Below are 16919 nucleotides of genomic sequence, written 5' to 3'. Positions count from 1 at the left end.
CGACCAGCATAGCCGAGCGCGGCACGGCACTCCTCGACGCCTACGACAGCGACACGGCCTCGAAGGCTTCACCATGCTGCGGATGCGCCCGCCACAGTTCGCCCAGGGTGCGCCCGCTCAGCGGATCGACGAAATCCGCGGCGATGTCGGCCATCGGCTTGAGCACGAAGGCATGCTCCAGCTCCGGCCGTGGTATCCGCACCCGCCCGCCTTCGCGCAGGATCCCATCGCCGTAGAACACCACGTCCACGTCCAGGGTGCGGTCGGCCAGGCGCGGGCCGCCGCGATCGCGGCCGTGTCGGTCCTCCAGCGCGTGCAGCCAGTCCTCCAGCGCCGGCAGGGGCAATGTCGTGCGCAGCGCCACCGCGTTGTTGAGGAACGGCGCGCCGTCGAAGCCCACCGCCGGGGTGCGGTAGGCCGGCGAGACCCGCAAGGGCCCGAAGGCCGATACCAGCTCGTCCAGCGCGGTGCGCAGGTAGCGTTCGGGCTCGATGTTGCTGCCCAGGCTGAGCAGCACGGTCACCGCCGCCGCCGAAGCGGACTCGTCCCCCATGGAAATCCCCATCGCCCGATGCTTACTGCTGGGCCGAGGAGTCGCCCGGATCCTGCCGCGCCGGACCGCGGCGGGGCGGTAACGGCGGCAGGGCCGGATCGCCGCCGGTGGCCGCCAGCGCCGGCTCCCACGGAAAGCGCGGCAGGGTGCGCACCGCGTTCTCCAGCTTGCGCGACCAGGTGTCGTGGATCTCCGCGTACAGCGGGGTGTCGCCTTCCAGCCGCATCTGCTGGCTGACCTTCAGGTCGCCGGCGCGGACCAGGGCCAGGTCGACCGGCAAGCCGACCGAGAGGTTGGAGCGGATGGTCGAGTCCAGCGACACCAGGGCGCAGCGCGCCGCGTCCTCCAGGGCCGTGCCCGGTCGGACGATGCGGTCCAGGATCGGCTTGCCGTACTTGGATTCGCCGATCTGCAGATAGGGGGTTTCCGGCGAGGCGGCGATACAGTTGCCCAGCGGGTAGACCATGTACAGCCCCGGCCGCTCGCCGGCGATCTGGCCGCCGAGGATCAGCGTGGCCTGGGTGCCGTTGCCGCTGTACTGGTCGCCCTCGCTTGCCTGCACCTGGCTGGCCACCAGCACCTCGCCCACGTACTCGGCGACCTCGAACAGGTGCCTGAACGTGCGCAGGCTGCGCGCCGCCGACGGATCCTCCGCGTCGCGCCGCAGGCGCGAGACCGCCAGCTGGGTGGTGGCCAGGTTGCCCGCGCTCATGACCACGAACACCCGCTCGCCCGGATACTCGAACACGTGCAGCTTGCGGTGCACGCGCACGTCGTCGAGCGAGGCGTTGGTGCGGGTGTCTGCGGCGAAGACCAGGCCTTCGTCCACTTCGATGCCGACGCAGTAGGTCATGGCGGGTCGCGGATACGGTGCGGACGAATTCTACACGCTGGCCGCAGCCGTCCCCGTGTCCTCAGCCATTGAAGTAACCCTCGGCGATGGCCTGGTGCAGCTGCCCCAGGTAGACCTGCGCCTCGTCCATGAACGCCGACGGGTCGCCGCTGGCCAGCAGGGCCGGATCGGCCTGGCGGACCAGGCCGGCGGCGCGGGTGAGGATCCGGTCCACAGCCGGCCGCGGCGGCATCGCCGGCAGGATCCTCTGCACCCGGGTCAGGCAGAACAGCACGCTGCGCGGGAATTCGGCGTTGTGCAGCAGGAAGCGCAGCGCATGCGCGGCCGAGACCCGCTGGCGCACGTGCCGGCGGTACATCTGGTAGGCGGCCAGCGCGCGCAGCACCGCCATCCACTGCATGTTCTGGTAGGCCTCGCGGTCTTCCTCGTGGCGCGGCGTCACCAGGCCTGAGGCCCCGGCGTCGATGATCCGGGTGGTCATGTCGGCCTGTTCGAGCGCCGTGCCCAGGCGCAGGAAATTGAAGCCGATGTCGCGGCTGACGTTGGCCTGGAGCAGGCCGGACACCTTCAGGCAGCCGTCGGTGATGCGGGTGATGAAGTCCAGGCGGTAGCGCCGCGCCAGCACCCGGCCGCCGTCGGCGTGGATGTAGAGGTGCAGGTCGTTGACCGCCTCCCACACCTCCTGCGGCAAGGCGTCGCGGATGCTGCGCAGGATCTCGCGCGCCTGCTCCACCGAGGCGCGCAGGGAGGAGGGGTTGCGCGCGTCCAGCAGCAGGAAGTCGAGCACGTCGGCCTCCTCCGGCTGCGGATGGCAGGCCTCGAACAGCCCGGCCGCGCCGACCGTGGCGATCATCGGCTGCCAGTCGAAGCGCACCGCGCGCTGCAGGTCCAGCTGCAGAAGGCTGCCCACCCCGACCAGGCGCGCGGTGTTCTCGGCGCGGCGCAGGTAGCGGCTGAACCAGTAGAGGTGGTCGGCGACACGCGAGAGCATCAGCCCATCTCCTCCAGGTCGACCACCCAGGTGTCCTTGGCGCCGCCGCCCTGGGAGGAGTTGACCACCAGCGAGCCCTCGGTCATCGCCACCCGGGTCAGGCCGCCGGTGGTGACGTAGGTGTCCTCGCGCGAGAGGATGAACGGGCGCAGGTCGATGTGCCGCGCACCCGGGCCTTCCGGGGTGACGATCGGCGCGGTCGACAGCGACAGGGTCGGCTGGGCCATGTAGTTGCGCGGATCGGCCTGGATCAGGGCGCGGAACTTCTCGCGCTCGCCGGCGCTGGCGCGCGGGCCGATCAGCATGCCGTAGCCGCCGGACTCGTTGGCCGGCTTGACCACCAGCTCGTCCAGGTGCTCGAGCACGTACCTGCGGTCGGCCTCATCGTGGCACAGGTAGCTGGGCACGTTGGGCAGGATCGGCTCCTGGTCGAGGTAGTAGCGGATCATCTTCGGCACGTAGGCGAACACCACCTTGTCGTCGGCCACCCCCGCGCCGGGCGCGTTGGCCAGCGCGACCTTGCCGGCGCGCCAGCTGCGGATCAGCCCGGGCACGCCCAGCACCGAGTCCGGGCGGAACGCCTCCGGGTCGATGAACAGGTCGTCCACCCGGCGGTAGACCACGTCCACCCTTTGCGGCCCGTAGACCGTGCGCATCCAGGTGCGGTCGTCGTCGTCCACGAACAGGTCGCTGCCCTCGACCAGCTCGATGCCCATGGCCTGGGCCAGGTAGGCATGCTCGAAGTAGGCGCTGTTGAACACGCCGGGGGTGAGCAGGGCGATGGTCGGGGTGTCGCCCGGGCGCGGCGACAGCGCGGCCAGGGTGTCGTAGAGCTGGGCCGGGTAGTCGTCCACCGGCAGGATCGCGCTGGTCTCGAACAGCTCCGGGAACACCCGCTTGGCCACCATCCGGTTCTCGAGCATGTAGGACACGCCGGACGGAATGCGCAGGTTGTCCTCCAGCGCGTACAGTGTACCGTCGCCGTCGCGCACCAGGTCCGAGCCGCAGATGTGCGCCCACACGTCCAGCGGCGGGCGCACGCCCACGCACTGGGCGCGGAAGTTGACCGAGTGTTCCAGCAGCTGCGCCGGGAACACCTTGTCGCGCACGATGCGCTGCGCGCCGTAGATGTCGCCGATGAACAGGTTCAGCGCCTGCATCCGCTGCTTCAGCCCGGCCTCGGTGCGCTGCCATTCGCGGCGGTCGAGGATCCGCGGGATGAGGTCGAACGGCAGGGTGCGGTCGACGTTGCGGCCGTCGCTGTACACGGTGAAGGTGATGCCCATTACCCGCGCGGCGACGTCGGCGGCGGCCTGGCGCTCGGCCAGTTCGCGCCCGGACAGGCTGGACAGGTATTCGATCAGCGGGCGTGCCGCCGGACGCGGCCGCCCGTCGGCGTCGATCAGCTCGTCATACGACGGGGTCGTGTAGTTCGCCCAGTCCATCGGCACCTGCCTGCGGTCGGAGCCGGCATCCCCTGCGCCGGCTGTTGCACTGCAACATGCACCCGGCCGCCATGGGCGTCAAGAGGCGGGCGACCCGGGTACCGCCGTTGCCGAAGGCGTAAGCAGGGCACGGAAATCGGTACCCGAAGGCTCCTGGAAGACGCGCAGGCCAAACTCGGGGAGGATCGCCAGCAGGTGGTCGAAGATGTCGGACTGGATGCCTTCGTACACGCCCCAGCGTGTGTCGTTGGTGAAGCAGTAGATCTCCAGCGGCAGGCCGGTGGCACCCGGCTGCAGCTGGCGCACCAGCAGGGTCATGTCGGTGTGGATCTGCGGATGCTGCTGCAGGTAGCGCTCGACGTAGGCGCGGAAGGTGCCCAGGTTAGTCACCCGCCGGGCATTGACCGGCAACTGGCCGTCGGCGCCCAGGCCGGCGTTCCACTCGGCCAGCTCGCGCTCCTTGCCGTCCAGGTATTCGCGCAGCAGAACGAAGCGCCCGAGTTCCCCGCGTTCGGCAGCATCGAGGAAGCGCACGCTCGACTGGTCGAGGTACAGCGCGCGCTTGATCCGGCGCCCGCCGGCCTCGCTCATCCCCCGCCAGTTCTTGAACGACTCGCTGATCAGCTTCTTGGTCGGGATGGTGGTGACGGTCTTGTCCCAATTCTGCACGGTGACCGTGTGCAGGGCGATGTCGATTACGTCGCCGTCAGCGTTCTGGCCGGGCATCTCGATCCAGTCGCCGATCCGCACCCGGCCGTCGCCGCTGATCTGCACACTGGCCACCAGCGAGAGAATCGTGTCCTGGAACACCAGCATCAGCACCGCCGTGGCCGCGCCCAGGCCGGTGACCAGGTGCAGCAGCTTCACCCCCGCCAGGGTCGCGACGATCGACAGGCCGGCCAGCACGAAGATCGCGATCTTGGCCACCTGCAGGTAGCCCTTGATCGGCTTGTTGCGCGCATCGGAACGACGCTCGTACAGCTCGTTGAGCACGTCCAGCGCATGCGACACCGCCAGCGCCAGGGTCAGCACCACCCAGGCCTGGCAGGCCCCATGGACGAAGGCCACCAGTGCCGGCGGCAGGTCCGGTATCCAGCCGATCCCGGCCGAGATCACCAGCGCCGGCACCACGTTGGCCAGGCGCGGGATCACCCGCAGATTGGCCACGCCTACATGGCCGGTGTGGCTGGCCAGCAGGTTCAGGACACGCCGCAGGCCGCGCAGCAGGACGCGCTTGGTGACGAAGTTGGCCAGCCAGGCCATCAGCAGCAGGAGCAGCAGCAAGAGCAGCGGCCATGCCCATGGCCAGGGTTCCAGCACCGCCCTGAGTCCGTCCAGCCGCTCCAGTACCGCCGCCTCCTTCACCGCATCCACCTGCACCGCATCCACCTCCTTACGCTGTTCACCGGATTGGGCGACCGCAGGGTCGCCCGCCGCCAGCCTAACAGCCGCGCTCAATCGTCGTCGAAGCGCAGCCGCCGGCCGGCGCTCTGCCCCGGCCCGGAGAACACCCGCACCTCGATCGCGTCGATCCGGTGCTCGCGCAGTGCCTGGCGATCCTCGGCCAGGCGCTCGATGAAGTACCCGGCGAATTCCTCCAGGGTCGCGTTGGCGATCGGCAGCAGCAGCACGTCGGCGCGCAGGAACGGGATCCGCTGCCCGGCGAAGGTCGCGTACAGGTACTCGCCCTCCTCCTCGATCCGCAGGTGCGGCGAGCGCGACGGCAGGATGAACCACTCGTTGAGCTCGCGGCACAGGGCCACGATCCGGTCCTTGTACAGGCCGTAGTCGAAGCACATGCCGTTGCCGAGCATGCGCGCCTCGATGTCGGCCTCGACCCGGAAGTTGTGGCCGTGCAGGCGCTCGCGCTCGCTGGCCGAGAAGATGGTGAAGTGGCCGGCGGAGAACTTCATGTTCTCCTTGGCCAGGCGGATGATCGCGGTGTCGCCTTCCATCGCGCCTCAGCTCCCCAGGTCGCCCAGCTGCGGGCGCAGGACGATGTCCTCGACCACCGTGCGCGGCGACATCCTCCACGCGCTCCAGGCCGCCTCGGCCACGTCCTGCGCCGGCATGAACCGCTCCGGCGGCAGGTCCACCCCGTCCCAGGACGAGGTCAGGGTCGCGCCCGGCAGCAAGGCGACCACGCGCACGCCGTGCGGCTTCATCTCCTCGCGCAGGTTGCGCGAGAAGCCGTACAGCGCGTGCTTGGCGATGCTGTAGGAACCGCCGTCGGGATAGGCGCCGATCGAGGCGATGCTGCACATGTTCATGACCATGCCACTGCCGCGCGCGACCATCCCCGGCAAAAGCCTGCGGGTCAGGCGGTAGGCGCCGAACAGGTTGGCCTGGAGCATGTCCAGCAGGGCGCCGTCGTCCTCCGCGGAGATCCGCCCCGGCCGGTACTGGCCGGCGTTGTTGACCAGCAGGTCAGGGACGCCGTGGCGTTCGAGCACCTGCCGCGCCAGCGCGTCCAACGCCGCCTCGTCGCGCAGGTCGCAGGCGATGGCGTCGACCGCCGGCAGTTGCCGCTTCAGCGCATCCAGCGCTTCGGCGCCGCGGGCGACGGCGACCACGGTGCAGCCGCCGGCGGCGAAGCGCTCGACAATGGCGCGGCCGATCCCGCGCGAGGCGCCGGTGACCAGGGCGACGCTCACAGCGGCCCCGGCTGCGGCGCGCCCGCCAGCGGGATGCCGGCGCGATGGGCGGTGCGCAGGAAGGACTCGGTCATCATCGCGATGTCCTGCGCCCAGAACAGCTTCTCGCGCGGGCTGTACAGCAGCTCGCCGCTGGCGGCCACGTTCAGCCAGACCGAGACCACCGGCTGGCCGTCGACCACGGCCGGCTCGTAGTTGACGTGGAAGCCGACCTTCTCGGCGCCGCCGAAGGTGAACCGGAAAGCGTCCTGCACCTTCTCCAGGGTGGTGTCCCCGGCCAGCGGCACGAAGTAGATCACGAAGATCCGGCTGACGTTCAATCCCACCCACAGCGGGAACACCTGCCCCGGCGCGTGCATCTCCAGCGCCCGGCCGAAGATGTCCTTGCGCCCCAGGTCGCGGACCTCGAACGAGCCGACTCCCTGCGCCGGCAGCGAGACCCGCGCCAGCGCGTCGGCCACGTAGCCGGTGATGAAGGCGTCGGACAGCGTGCGCAGGTTGGAGGCGTTGGCGTCGCGGGTGGAGTACATCAGGATCACCCCGAACACCAGCACCAGCGCGGCGGTCTGGGCCAGCGACAGGTAGAACAGGACGTGGTCGCCCTGCTCCTGGCCGAACAGGGAGCGGCCGACCATCACCGCCGACAGCAGCAGGAGCAGGCCCGCGGCGGCCAGCACCGCGCCCTTGGCCCAGCCCGGCAGGTAGGTGTAGTGCCTCACGTCGAAGAACGCCGGGGCCGAACCGCCTTCCGACATGCGCTGGTCTCCCGCGTTGCGTGTGCAGGCGGCTAGGTTACGACAGGCCCCGCGGTCGCCGCACGCCGCCGCGCGTTCAGCCGCGGCGCCGCTGGATCACCACCCCGACCGCGGCCGCGCGCTCCACCGCGCCGGGCTTGCTCACCTTCAGCCGCACCCGGGTGGCCCCGAACTCGTCCAGGATCAGCGCGGCGCAGCGCTCGGCCAGGGTTTCCACCAGTTGGAAGCCGGTCTGCGCGGCATAGGCCGCCAGGCGCGTGCTCACCGCGTCGTAGTCCAGGGTGTCGGCAAGGCGGTCGCTGGCCGCGGGCACGCGGTTGTCGAAGCCCATCTCGATGTCCAGCAGCAATGGCCGCGGCGCGTGCCGCTCCCACTCGTGGACGCCGATCAGGGCATCGATCCGGAGGCCTTCGATGAAGACGGTGTCATCCATGCGCGCAGGATACTGCGCGCGCCTCCAGGCTCACACCGCCGGCAAGGCGGCCATGTCCCAGCGCGGGGTCACCTTGACCTGCGCGTCCTCGCGCTGGCCCGCCTCCAGCCGCAGGGCGCCGGCGAAGGCGATCATCGCGCCGTTGTCGGTGCACAGCGCCGGCCGCGGGAAGCAGGCGCGGCCGCCGCGCTGCGCACACATGGCCTGCAACTGCGCCCGCAGGCGCTTGTTGGCGCCCACGCCGCCGGCCACGACCAGGGTGTCGCAGCCGGCCGCGTCCAGCGCGCGCCCGCACTTGATCGCCAGGGTGTCGACCACCGCGTCCTCGAAGCCGCGGGCGATGTCGGCCCGGGTCTGCGGCGCCTGGTCGGACTGCTGCCAGGCCAGCAGCACCTGGGTCTTGAGCCCGGAGAAGCTGAAATCCAGCCCCGGCCGGTCGGTCATCGGCCGGGCGAAGCGCAACGCGCCCGGCGTGCCCTGCTCGGCCAGCGCCGCCAGCTGCGGCCCGCCGGGGTAGGGCAGGCCCATCAGCTTGGCGGTCTTGTCGAAGGCCTCGCCGGCGGCGTCGTCCAGGGTCTCGCCCAGCAGCCGGTAGCGGCCGATCGCGTCCACCGCCACCAGCTGGGTGTGGCCACCGGAGACCAGCAGGGCCACGAACGGGGGCTCCGGTGGGTCGTCCTCCATCAGCGGCGCCAGCAGGTGGCCCTCCATGTGGTGGACCGCGACCGCCGGCACCTCAAGCGCCCAGGCCAGCGCCCGCGCCGTGCCGGCACCGACCAGCAGGGCCCCGACCAGGCCCGGGCCGGCGGTGTAGGCCACCCCGTCCAGGTCGGCGGTGGACAGCCCGGCCTCGGCCAGGGTCTGCCGGACCAGCGGCAGCAGCTTGCGCACGTGGTCGCGGCTGGCCAGCTCGGGCACCACCCCGCCGTACTCGGCATGCAGGGCGATCTGGCTGTAGACCGCGTGCGCGCGCAGGCCGGCGGACCCGGCGAGCGCGGTGTCGTACACGGCCACGCCGGTTTCGTCGCAGGAGGTTTCGATGCCGAGGACGCGCATGGGGACTGCCGGAGGGGGACGGGAGGCCGGCCCGGGGACCGGCTTGCAGCCGGCCCGGGACCGCGGCTATCATACGCGGCTCACCGGGACAGACCCGGTATTTTGTGTCCCGGAGATTCCATGCCCAGCGTCAAAGTCCGCGAGAACGAGCCCTTCGAGTTTGCGCTGCGTCGCTTCAAGCGCACCTGCGAGAAGGCCGGCGTCCTGGCCGAAACCCGCAAGCGCGAGTTCTACGAGAAGCCGACCCAGGAGCGCAAGCGCAAGGCCGCCGCGGCGGTGAAGCGCCAGATCCGCCGCATGTCGCGCGACGTCACCAAGCGCCAGCGCCTGTACTGATCCAGGCCTGACCGCTGCGCGGGCGACCGGTTCGGTCGGAACCCGCGCGGACGTGGCAAACCGAAAGCCGGCACGCCCCGCGTGACCGGCTTTTTGTGTTTCCTGCGGAATCCGGCGTGGTCCGGCACGATCCGGCGCGACCACGCCATCCCGACATTCCTACAGCTAGAGGTGTTGCCATGAGCCTGAAGCAGCAACTGACCGAAGACATGAAGGCCGCGATGAAGGCCGGCCACAAGGACACCCTCGGCGTGATCCGGCTGATCAACGCCGCGATCAAGCAGCGCGAGGTGGACGAGCGGATCGAGCTGGACGACGCCGCGGTGCTGGCCGTGCTGGAGAAGATGGTCAAGCAGCGCAAGGACTCGGTGACCCAGTACGAAGGCGCCGGCCGCGAGGACCTGGCCGCGGTCGAGCGCGCCGAGATCGTGGTGATCGAGCGCTACCTGCCGGCCAAGCTGGACGAGGCCGCGATCCTGGCCGCGATCGACGCCGCGGTCGCCCTCGTGTCCAGTGAAAGCGGGGGCGCCGCCGGCCCGGCCGACATGGGCAAGCTGATGGGCGTGCTCAAGCCGCAGCTGGCCGGCCAGGCCGACATGGGCCAGGTCTCGGCGCTGGTGAAGAAGCGCCTGGCGGGCTGAGCGCGATGAGCGCGCCCGCCCCTTCGACCACCGTCCTGCGCCCCGCCCATCAGGACGACGTCCCGCTGATCCTGGAGCTGGTGCGCGAACTGGCGGTGTACGAGCGCCTGGAGCACGAAGCGGTGGCGACCGCCGCCGACATGCACGCGGCGCTGTTCGGCCCGCGTCCGGCGGCCGAGGTGCTGGTCGCCGAGCATGGCGGGCAGGCCGCCGGCTTCGCCCTGTTCTTCACCAGCTTCTCCACCTTCCTCGGCAAGCCCGGGCTGTACCTGGAGGACCTGTTCGTGCGCCCGGCCTACCGCGGCCTGGGCATCGGCAGGCGGCTGATGGTGGAACTGGCGCGGATCGCCCTCGCCCGCGGCTACGGCCGCTTCGAATGGTCGGTGCTGGACTGGAACGCGCCGGCGATCGCGTTCTACCGCGGCCTCGGCGCGCAGCCGATGGATGGCTGGACCGTGCAAAGGGTCACCGGCGCGGCGCTGCAGGCGCTGGCCGGCGCATCGGACTAGCGACGCGCGCTCACGCCCCGGCCACACCGGCGTGGCCAAGCTGCAGGCACCGGCGTGCCGCCACTCCCGCGTCCCATGAAATCCCTGTCCGCCAGCAAGCTGCGCCGCCACCTCGAACGCCTGCAGGAAAGCCTGCCGGCCGCCCTGATCAAGCGCTTCGTCGAGGCCGACCTGATCACCCAGGCCGCCTCGCTCTCGTTCTACACCCTGCTGTCGCTGGCGCCCCTGCTGGTGCTTCTGCTGTGGCTGACGGCCTCGCTGTACCCGCCCGCCCAGGCCTCGCTGGTGGCGCAGATCGGCAGCCTCGCCGGCGACAACGCCGCGGCGGTGGCCGAGACCGTGATCCGCAACGCCGACGAGCAGCCCGACATCGGCTCGCTGGCCGGGGTCTGGAGCACGGTGCTGCTGTTCGTCGGCTCGACCGTGGTGTTCGCGCAGCTGCAGGGCGCGCTGAACCTGATCTTCCGCACCGGCGGCGAGCAGCTGGGCGGGCTGAAGGCCTGGCTGCGCAAGCGGGTGTTCTCGCTGGGCGTGGTCCTGGCGCTGGGCTTCCTGCTGATCGTGTCGATGATCGCCACCACAGCGCTGCAGCTGGTGTTCTCGCGCCTGCCCTCGCTGCTGCCGGCGATCGGCTACACCAGCACCCTGCTGCTGTACGCGCTGGCCTTCGCCTTCCTCTACCACTACCTGCCCGACCGTCGGGTCGAGTGGCGGCAGGCGTTCCTGGGCGGGGCGATCACGGCCCTGCTGTTCGCCCTGGGCCGCTACCTGATCGGCCTGTACCTGGCCCAGGCGGCGCCCGGCAGCGCCTACGGCTCGATGGGCGCCCTGGTCCTGCTGCTGGTGTGGATGTACTACGCGGCGGTGGTGTTCTTCGCCGGCGCGCTGATCACGGCGGTGATCGACGAGCGGATGCACTCGCGCAGGAAGCTCCGGCAGGCGGGGCTGAAGGTTCCGGAGACGGGCACCGCTGCGGACGGCGCCGGGGAAACCCGGGGCTCCTGAAGCAGGAGCACCGGCTCCCGACGGGTCGTTCGGCTACGGCCCGGCCGGAAGCCCGTCCCGGATGGCATCCTATTGCGATGGCCCGCCTGTCCGACGCGTTCATCGACGACCTGCTCGCGCGCTCCGACATCGTCGAGATCGTCGGCGCGCGCGTGCCGCTCAAGCGCAAGGGCCGCGAGTACAGCGCCCCCTGCCCGTTCCACGACGAACGCACGCCCTCGTTCTACGTCTCCCCGACCAAGCAGTTCTACCACTGCTTCGGCTGCGGCGCCCACGGCACCGCGATCAGCTTCCTGATGAACTACGACCGGCTCGAGTTCCTCGACGCGGTCGAGGAACTGGCCCGCCGCGCCGGCATCGAGGTCCCGCGCGAGACCCGCCAGAACAACCAGGACAGCGACCTGCGCGACCAGTACGCCGCGCTGGAGGCCGCCGCCAAGCTGTTCCAGCGCCAGCTGGCCGACAGTCCCCGCGCCCGCGAGTACCTCGACGGCCGCGGCGTGGATGCCGAGAACCGCGCCCGCTTCGCCATCGGCTACGCCGCCGACGGCTTTTCCACCCTCAAGGACGCCCTGGGCACGGACGAGCGCCGGCTCAAGCTGCTCGACCGCACCGGCATGCTCTCCAAGAACGAGCGCGGCCACGTCTACGACAAGTTCCGCGACCGGATCATGTTCCCGATCCACGACCGCCGCGGACGGGTGATCGCCTTCGGCGGCCGCGTGCTGGACAAGGAAGCCAGCCCGAAATACCTCAACTCGCCCGAGACCCCCCTGTTCCACAAGGGCCGCGAGCTGTACGGCCTGTGGCAGGCGAAGCAGGCCAACCAGAAGCTGGAACGGCTGATCGTGGTCGAGGGCTACATGGACGTGGTCGCGCTGTTCCAGCATGGCGTCACCCAGGCCGTGGCCACCCTGGGTACCGCCACGACCGCCGACCACGCCGAGCTGCTGTTCCGCAACGCGCCGGACGTGTACTTCTGCTTCGACGGCGACGCCGCCGGCCGCCGCGCCGGCTGGCGCGCGGTGGAGTCGGTGCTGCCGCGGATGAAGGACGGCCGCCAGGCCTTCTTCCTGTTCCTGCCCGAGGGCGAGGACCCGGACAGCATCGTCCGCCAGGAAGGCGCGGACGGCTTCGACGCGCGCTTGGCCCAGGCCACGCCCCTGTCGCAGTTCTTCTTCGACGAACTGGGCCGCGACATCAACCGCGGCACCCTCGACGGCCGAGCGCGCCTGGCCGAGCGCGCCCGCCCTTTGCTGGCGCAGTTGCCCGACGGCGCCTTCGCCGACCTGATGCGCCAGGAACTGCAGCGCCAGACCGGCGTCGGCGCCGCCCAGGCCGCCGTGCCCGCACCACCGCGGCCGCCGGCGCGCCAAGCCGCCCCGGCGCAGAAACGCAGCCTGGTGCGCAGCGCCATCGCCCTTTTGCTGCAAAGGCCGTCGCTGGGCCTGCAGCTGGAGCGCCCCTACGGCTTCGCCGCGCTGCGCCTGCCGGGCATGCCCCTGTTGCTGGAGCTGCTGGACCTGGTCCACCAGCGCCCGGAGATCAGCACCGGCGCCCTGCTCGAGCATTTCGCCGAGCACGAGCAGGCCGACGCCCTGCGCAAGCTCGCCGCCCAGGCCCTGCCCGGCGACGAGGCCAGCTGGGCGCACGAACTGCACGACGCCGCCGCGCAGCTGGAAAAGCAGACCCTGCAGCAAAGGATCGACGAACTGCAGCAGAAGCAGCGCAGCCAGGGCCTGGACGAGACCGACAAGTACGAACTGCGGATGCTGCTGCAGGCGCTGGTCGCCGGCCGGGGCTGAACGCAGGACCGGCGGCCAGGGTTACAGGGGCCGTGCTAGGATCGCCGCTCGAAGGGGAGTAGTCCTCCGTGCTGTCGCCGTCATTACGGGTCCGCCTTTTTGCCGCGGCCCCCGGTGCAGCAGCGGGCCCAAAGGCCCGTGGACGAGACCTTCGCCGCCCCGCGGCGAAGGTGCGTCCGGTCTCCCCGATGCCGATGCAGGTTCGCCGTGGCCCTGGAATCACCGGAGCCTCCCCATGCATTGTCCCGCCTGCAAGACCACGATCCTGGCCATGACCGAGCGCCAGGGCATCGAGATCGACTACTGCCCCCAGTGCCGCGGCATCTGGCTGGACCGTGGCGAGCTGGACCGCCTGCTCGCCCGCGTCGAGGCCGACGTGGCGCCGACGCCGGCCCATGCCGGGTCCCGCAGCGCGCCGCCGCCGCCGCCCCGCCATGACGGCCACCGGCACGGCCAAGGCTACGGCGGTCATGGCTACGACACCCGCAAGCGCAAGCCCAAATCCCTGCTGGGCGAGCTGTTCGACTTCTAGGCCGGCACCGCCGCTACCCACCGATGCCGCCTGCACGCCGTTGGTGGCACCCTCCCTTCGCACTCCCACCTGACGCCCCACATGGACGCCCTCCTCAATCCCGAAATCTGGATCGCCCTGGCCACCCTCACCGCGCTGGAACTGGTGCTGGGCATCGACAACATCATCTTCATCTCGATCCTGGCCGCCCGCCTGCCGCCCGAGCAGCGCAACAAGGCCCGCCGCCTGGGCATCGCCGCCGCGGCGATCACCCGGCTGGGCCTGCTGTTCACCATCTCCTGGATCATCGGCCTGACCAAGCCGCTGTTCGCGCTGTTCGACCACCCGTTCTCGTGGCGCGACCTGATCCTGATCGGCGGCGGCCTGTTCCTGATCGCCAAGGCCACCCACGAGATCCACCAGAAAATCGAGGGCGCCGGCGGCGGCGGCGCGCCCAGTCCCAAGCGCATGGCGAGTTCCTTCGGCGGCGTGATCGTCCAGATCATGATCCTGGACATCGTGTTCTCGCTGGACTCGATCATCACCGCGGTCGGCATGGTCGACGAGCGCTGGGTGATGGTGGCCGCGATCCTGATCTCGATCGCCTTCATGATCGGCTTCGCCGGCCCGATCGGCGACTTCGTCGAACGCCACCCCACGGTCAAGGTGCTGGCGCTGAGCTTCCTGATCATGATCGGCCTGGTGCTGATCGCCGACGGCTTCGGCCAGCACATCTCCAAGGGCTACGTGTACGCGGCGATGGCCTTCTCGGTGTTCGTGGAGATGATCAACCTGTGGATCCGCCACCGCGAGCAGAAGGCCGCGGTACCTGGGGCCGCGGAACGCTGACACAAGGACGGCACCGCCCGGCCTGCCCGGGCGGTGTGCCAGCCCTGTAGGAGCCGGTCTTGCCGGCGACCGCCATGGCGGATGCGTCTGCGTGAAACCGGGTGCCAATGATGCGTCCGCCTCCACGGTCGCCGGCAAGACCGGCTCCTACAGGTGAAGCGAAACCGGTATCCGAAGGCACGATTCCCGACGCGCACGCGTCCGCCGTCGCATGGGGGATGGACCAAGTGGCACAGGGATGTGCCACGGCCCTGAGTAAAGACAGGATGCCGTCCCGAGGGGTGGGCCATCCCCCATGTGACGGCGGACTCCGTCCGAAGCCGGCTCAAGCCTCCGCTTCCGCCGTTGCCGTTGCCGTTCGATGATCGGCCCGACCTGTCTGTCTGGCGTCGCCGGCGCTTCTCCACGGACGGATGTCCGGTCTCCCGGCTCCTACAGGAGGCGCGCCAGCGCCAGCGGCAGCCAGTGGTCCACCAGCAGGAAGGCGAACAGTGCCATCAGGTAGACGATGGAATAGTTGAACACGCGCATGGCGTAGAACTCATCCGGCGGGTCGAGCAGGCGCCAGGCGTACCAGAGGAACACGCTGCCCAGCACCAGCGCACCGCCCAGGTAGAAGAAGCCGCTCATCCCGAACACCACCGGCAGCACGGTCACCTCGACCAGCAGCACGGTGTAGAACAGGATCTGCCAGCGGGTGTAGGTGACGCCGTGGGTCACCGGCAGCATCGGGATCAGGGCGCGGGCGTAGTCCTCGCGGCGGAAGATCGCCAGCGCCCAGAAGTGCGGCGGGGTCCAGACGAAGATGATCAGCACCAGCAACAGCGCATGCTGCCAGTCCCAGGGCCCGTCCATGCCGGTGACCGCGGCCCAGCCCAGCAGCGGCGGCGCCGCGCCGGCGATGCCGCCGATCACGATGTTCTGCGGGGTGGCGCGCTTGAGGAAGCCGGTGTAGACCACCGCGTAGCCGATCAGCGAAGCGAAGGTCAGCAGGGCGGTGACCGTGTTCACCCACAGCACCAGGATCGCCATCGAGGCCACGCCCAGCACCAGCGCGAACACCAGCACCTGCACCGGCCGCAGGGCGCCGGTGGCCAGCGGCCGGTGTGCGGTGCGGGACATGACCTTGTCGATGCGCTGGTCGATCAGGTGGTTGATCGCCGCCGCCGACGAGGCGGCCAGCCAGATGCCGAGCAGGCCGAGCACGCTTTCCTTCAACGGCGGCAAGGCGGGCACGGCCAGGAACATGCCGACCAGGGCAGTGAACACCAGCAGCGCGACCACGCGCGGCTTGGTCAGCTCCAGGTACTGGCGCCAGGCGGGAAGGGCGTTCATGCGACCGGCTCGGGATCCTTCAGCCGTGCCAGCAGGCTGACCAGCACGAACAGCAGGGCCGCGGCGCCGGCGTTGTGCATTACCGCCACGTGCAGAGGCAGCGCGAGCTTGACGTTGAGCACGCCCAGCGCGACCTGGGCCAGCACCAGCGCGCCCAGCAGGCTCGCCCAGCCGCGCATGCCCGGGGTGCGGTACAGGCGCACGGCCAGCCACAGCAGGTACACGAACACCACCATGGCCATCATCCGGTGGGCCAGCTGGATCGCGATCCGCGAGGCGCCGTCGAGTACGCCGCCCTCGTAGTCCACGCCGACCCCGCGCCAGAGCACGAAGCCTTCGCGGAAGTCGGTCTGCGGCCACCACTGGCCGACGCACTTGGGGAAATCCAGGTAGTGGTGCTCGGCCGTGGTCCAGCCACCGCCGCCGCAGGCCAAGGCCGCGTAGTTGGCGCTGGTCCAGCCGCCCAGCGCGATCTGCACGCCGAGCACGGCGATCCCGGCGATCAGCCAGCGCCTCAGCACCCGCGCGTCGGCCAGGCGGATCGGGAGGTGGGTCGCGCGCCAGGCCATCCACACCAGCAGGGAGAACGTGGCCAGGCCGCCGAGCAGGTGGCCCATGACGATGATCGGCTTGAGCAGCATCGTCACCGTCCACTTGCCCAGCAGGGCCTGGAACACGATCACCGCCAGGGTCAGCGCCGCGGCCCGGGCCAGGTCGATGTTCGACCAGCGCAGGGCGGCCAGCAGCAAAACCGCCTCGCCGGCGCCGGCCAGGGCGAAGGCCAGGCCGATCTGGCCATGCATATAGGCCGGGATCGAGCCGGCCACCAGCACGGAGGCGCCGACGATCTGGAGCACGCCGAAGCGCCGCCGGCGCGCGGCCAGCAGGGCCAGCAGCAGCACCAGCACGCCCAGCGAGGCGGCCAGGTGGCGATGGACCTGCTCGCGCCAGGCCTTGCTGGTGTCGAACGGGCGGATTTCGCTAGCCGCGTGCGCGGCTGCGTCCTGCGGCGCCGTGGGCCAGGTCGCGCGGCCGTAGCAGGTCGGCCAGTCCGGGCAGCTCAGGCCGGCGTCGGACAGGCGCACGAACGCGCCGAACACCACCACGCAAGCGGTCAGGATCACCGCCAGCCAGGCGATGCGGTGGAAGTGGCGGGCCAGGGTCGGCCGCACGAGCGCGTTCATCGGG

Annotated in this window: 19 protein-coding genes; 7 read left to right on the top strand and 12 right to left on the bottom strand. The window is 70.5% G+C overall.

The window, feature by feature from the left end:
* Positions 1–40: 40 nt before the first annotated feature.
* The 10 genes from folK to tsaD form a co-directional block, all read right to left on the bottom strand.
* Positions 41–565, bottom strand: a complete 525-nt coding sequence (gene folK / locus CSC62_RS02155) for a 2-amino-4-hydroxy-6-hydroxymethyldihydropteridine diphosphokinase (RefSeq protein WP_246194117.1) — start codon at positions 563–565, stop codon at positions 41–43.
* Between the two features lie 10 nt (positions 566–575).
* Positions 576–1406, bottom strand: coding sequence for a proteasome-type protease (locus tag CSC62_RS02150; RefSeq protein ID WP_162404521.1), 831 nt, complete (start codon positions 1404–1406; stop codon positions 576–578).
* Positions 1407–1467: 61 nt separating this feature from the next.
* Positions 1468–2397, bottom strand: a complete 930-nt coding sequence (locus tag CSC62_RS02145; protein ID WP_162404520.1) for an alpha-E domain-containing protein — start codon at positions 2395–2397, stop codon at positions 1468–1470.
* Entirely contained in the window at positions 2397–3842 is a 1446-nt protein-coding gene (locus CSC62_RS02140; RefSeq protein WP_162404519.1) for a circularly permuted type 2 ATP-grasp protein, read from the bottom strand. The genes CSC62_RS02145 and CSC62_RS02140 overlap by 1 nt, the downstream gene beginning before the upstream one ends.
* Positions 3843–3920: 78 nt before the next feature.
* A complete protein-coding gene (locus CSC62_RS02135; protein ID WP_425501978.1) occupies positions 3921–5222 on the bottom strand; it encodes a mechanosensitive ion channel family protein in 1302 nt (433 codons plus the stop codon).
* A gap of 74 nt (positions 5223–5296) precedes the next feature.
* Positions 5297–5797, bottom strand: coding sequence for a 6-pyruvoyl trahydropterin synthase family protein (locus CSC62_RS02130; protein WP_162404518.1), 501 nt, complete (start codon positions 5795–5797; stop codon positions 5297–5299).
* A gap of 6 nt (positions 5798–5803) precedes the next feature.
* Positions 5804–6496 carry an SDR family oxidoreductase gene (locus CSC62_RS02125; RefSeq protein WP_211368910.1) on the bottom strand — a complete coding sequence of 231 codons (693 nt, stop codon included), beginning with the start codon at positions 6494–6496 and terminating at the stop codon, positions 5804–5806.
* Positions 6493–7251, bottom strand: a complete 759-nt coding sequence (locus CSC62_RS02120; protein WP_162404517.1) for a hypothetical protein — start codon at positions 7249–7251, stop codon at positions 6493–6495. The genes CSC62_RS02125 and CSC62_RS02120 overlap by 4 nt, the downstream gene beginning before the upstream one ends.
* Positions 7252–7327: 76 nt before the next feature.
* Positions 7328–7684 (bottom strand): dihydroneopterin aldolase, encoded by a 357-nt coding sequence (gene folB, locus CSC62_RS02115; RefSeq protein ID WP_162404516.1) that lies wholly within the window; start codon positions 7682–7684, stop codon positions 7328–7330.
* Positions 7685–7714: 30 nt separating this feature from the next.
* Complete coding sequence (tsaD, locus tag CSC62_RS02110; RefSeq protein WP_162404515.1) at positions 7715–8740, bottom strand: tRNA (adenosine(37)-N6)-threonylcarbamoyltransferase complex transferase subunit TsaD; 1026 nt, start codon at positions 8738–8740, stop codon at positions 7715–7717.
* A gap of 120 nt (positions 8741–8860) precedes the next feature.
* Here tsaD and rpsU point away from each other — a divergent pair, with 120 nt between their 5' ends.
* From rpsU to CSC62_RS02075, 7 genes are all read left to right on the top strand, one after another.
* Entirely contained in the window at positions 8861–9076 is a 216-nt protein-coding gene (rpsU, locus tag CSC62_RS02105) for a 30S ribosomal protein S21 (protein ID WP_162404514.1), read from the top strand.
* A 179-nt stretch (positions 9077–9255) separates the two neighbouring features.
* Complete coding sequence (locus tag CSC62_RS02100; RefSeq protein ID WP_162404513.1) at positions 9256–9717, top strand: GatB/YqeY domain-containing protein; 462 nt, start codon at positions 9256–9258, stop codon at positions 9715–9717.
* Between the two features lie 5 nt (positions 9718–9722).
* Positions 9723–10226 (top strand): GNAT family N-acetyltransferase, encoded by a 504-nt coding sequence (locus tag CSC62_RS02095; protein WP_162404512.1) that lies wholly within the window; start codon positions 9723–9725, stop codon positions 10224–10226.
* Between the two features lie 75 nt (positions 10227–10301).
* Entirely contained in the window at positions 10302–11231 is a 930-nt protein-coding gene (locus CSC62_RS02090; protein ID WP_162404511.1) for a YihY/virulence factor BrkB family protein, read from the top strand.
* Between the two features lie 77 nt (positions 11232–11308).
* Positions 11309–13036 (top strand): DNA primase, encoded by a 1728-nt coding sequence (gene dnaG, locus CSC62_RS02085; protein WP_162404510.1) that lies wholly within the window; start codon positions 11309–11311, stop codon positions 13034–13036.
* A 235-nt stretch (positions 13037–13271) separates the two neighbouring features.
* Positions 13272–13568, top strand: a complete 297-nt coding sequence (locus CSC62_RS02080) for a TFIIB-type zinc ribbon-containing protein (protein WP_162404509.1) — start codon at positions 13272–13274, stop codon at positions 13566–13568.
* 81 nt (positions 13569–13649) lie between these two features.
* The gene (locus CSC62_RS02075) at positions 13650–14396 is read left to right on the top strand and encodes a TerC family protein (RefSeq protein WP_162404508.1); all 747 of its coding nucleotides are present in this window, start codon (positions 13650–13652) and stop codon (positions 14394–14396) included.
* A 432-nt stretch (positions 14397–14828) separates the two neighbouring features.
* Here CSC62_RS02075 and CSC62_RS02070 read toward each other — a convergent pair whose 3' ends face one another.
* Entirely contained in the window at positions 14829–15731 is a 903-nt protein-coding gene (locus CSC62_RS02070; RefSeq protein ID WP_162404507.1) for a heme o synthase, read from the bottom strand.
* Positions 15728–16915 carry a COX15/CtaA family protein gene (locus tag CSC62_RS02065; protein ID WP_162404506.1) on the bottom strand — a complete coding sequence of 396 codons (1188 nt, stop codon included), beginning with the start codon at positions 16913–16915 and terminating at the stop codon, positions 15728–15730. Before CSC62_RS02065 ends, CSC62_RS02070 begins: the two co-directional genes overlap by 4 nt.
* Positions 16916–16919 lie beyond the last annotated feature (4 nt).

The organism is Pseudoxanthomonas jiangsuensis (assembly GCF_010093185.1).
Classification (GTDB): domain Bacteria; phylum Pseudomonadota; class Gammaproteobacteria; order Xanthomonadales; family Xanthomonadaceae; genus Pseudoxanthomonas; species Pseudoxanthomonas jiangsuensis.
Note: the sequence above shows the minus strand (reverse complement) of the source record. Positions and strands in the feature narration are given on the sequence as shown.

Coding starts and splice junctions, on each gene's coding strand:
- CSC62_RS02095 (WP_162404512.1), top strand. CDS start 9,723: ATGAGCGCGCCCGCCCCTTCGACCACCGTCCTGCGCCCCGCCCATCAG.
- folK (WP_246194117.1), bottom strand. CDS start 565: ATGGGGATTTCCATGGGGGACGAGTCCGCTTCGGCGGCGGCGGTGACC.
- CSC62_RS02150 (WP_162404521.1), bottom strand. CDS start 1,406: ATGACCTACTGCGTCGGCATCGAAGTGGACGAAGGCCTGGTCTTCGCC.
- CSC62_RS02145 (WP_162404520.1), bottom strand. CDS start 2,397: ATGCTCTCGCGTGTCGCCGACCACCTCTACTGGTTCAGCCGCTACCTG.
- tsaD (WP_162404515.1), bottom strand. CDS start 8,740: ATGCGCGTCCTCGGCATCGAAACCTCCTGCGACGAAACCGGCGTGGCC.
- CSC62_RS02075 (WP_162404508.1), top strand. CDS start 13,650: ATGGACGCCCTCCTCAATCCCGAAATCTGGATCGCCCTGGCCACCCTC.
- CSC62_RS02070 (WP_162404507.1), bottom strand. CDS start 15,731: ATGAACGCCCTTCCCGCCTGGCGCCAGTACCTGGAGCTGACCAAGCCG.
- folB (WP_162404516.1), bottom strand. CDS start 7,684: ATGGATGACACCGTCTTCATCGAAGGCCTCCGGATCGATGCCCTGATC.
- CSC62_RS02080 (WP_162404509.1), top strand. CDS start 13,272: ATGCATTGTCCCGCCTGCAAGACCACGATCCTGGCCATGACCGAGCGC.
- CSC62_RS02130 (WP_162404518.1), bottom strand. CDS start 5,797: ATGGAAGGCGACACCGCGATCATCCGCCTGGCCAAGGAGAACATGAAG.
- CSC62_RS02120 (WP_162404517.1), bottom strand. CDS start 7,251: ATGTCGGAAGGCGGTTCGGCCCCGGCGTTCTTCGACGTGAGGCACTAC.
- CSC62_RS02100 (WP_162404513.1), top strand. CDS start 9,256: ATGAGCCTGAAGCAGCAACTGACCGAAGACATGAAGGCCGCGATGAAG.
- CSC62_RS02090 (WP_162404511.1), top strand. CDS start 10,302: ATGAAATCCCTGTCCGCCAGCAAGCTGCGCCGCCACCTCGAACGCCTG.
- CSC62_RS02065 (WP_162404506.1), bottom strand. CDS start 16,915: ATGAACGCGCTCGTGCGGCCGACCCTGGCCCGCCACTTCCACCGCATC.
- CSC62_RS02140 (WP_162404519.1), bottom strand. CDS start 3,842: ATGGACTGGGCGAACTACACGACCCCGTCGTATGACGAGCTGATCGAC.
- dnaG (WP_162404510.1), top strand. CDS start 11,309: ATGGCCCGCCTGTCCGACGCGTTCATCGACGACCTGCTCGCGCGCTCC.
- rpsU (WP_162404514.1), top strand. CDS start 8,861: ATGCCCAGCGTCAAAGTCCGCGAGAACGAGCCCTTCGAGTTTGCGCTG.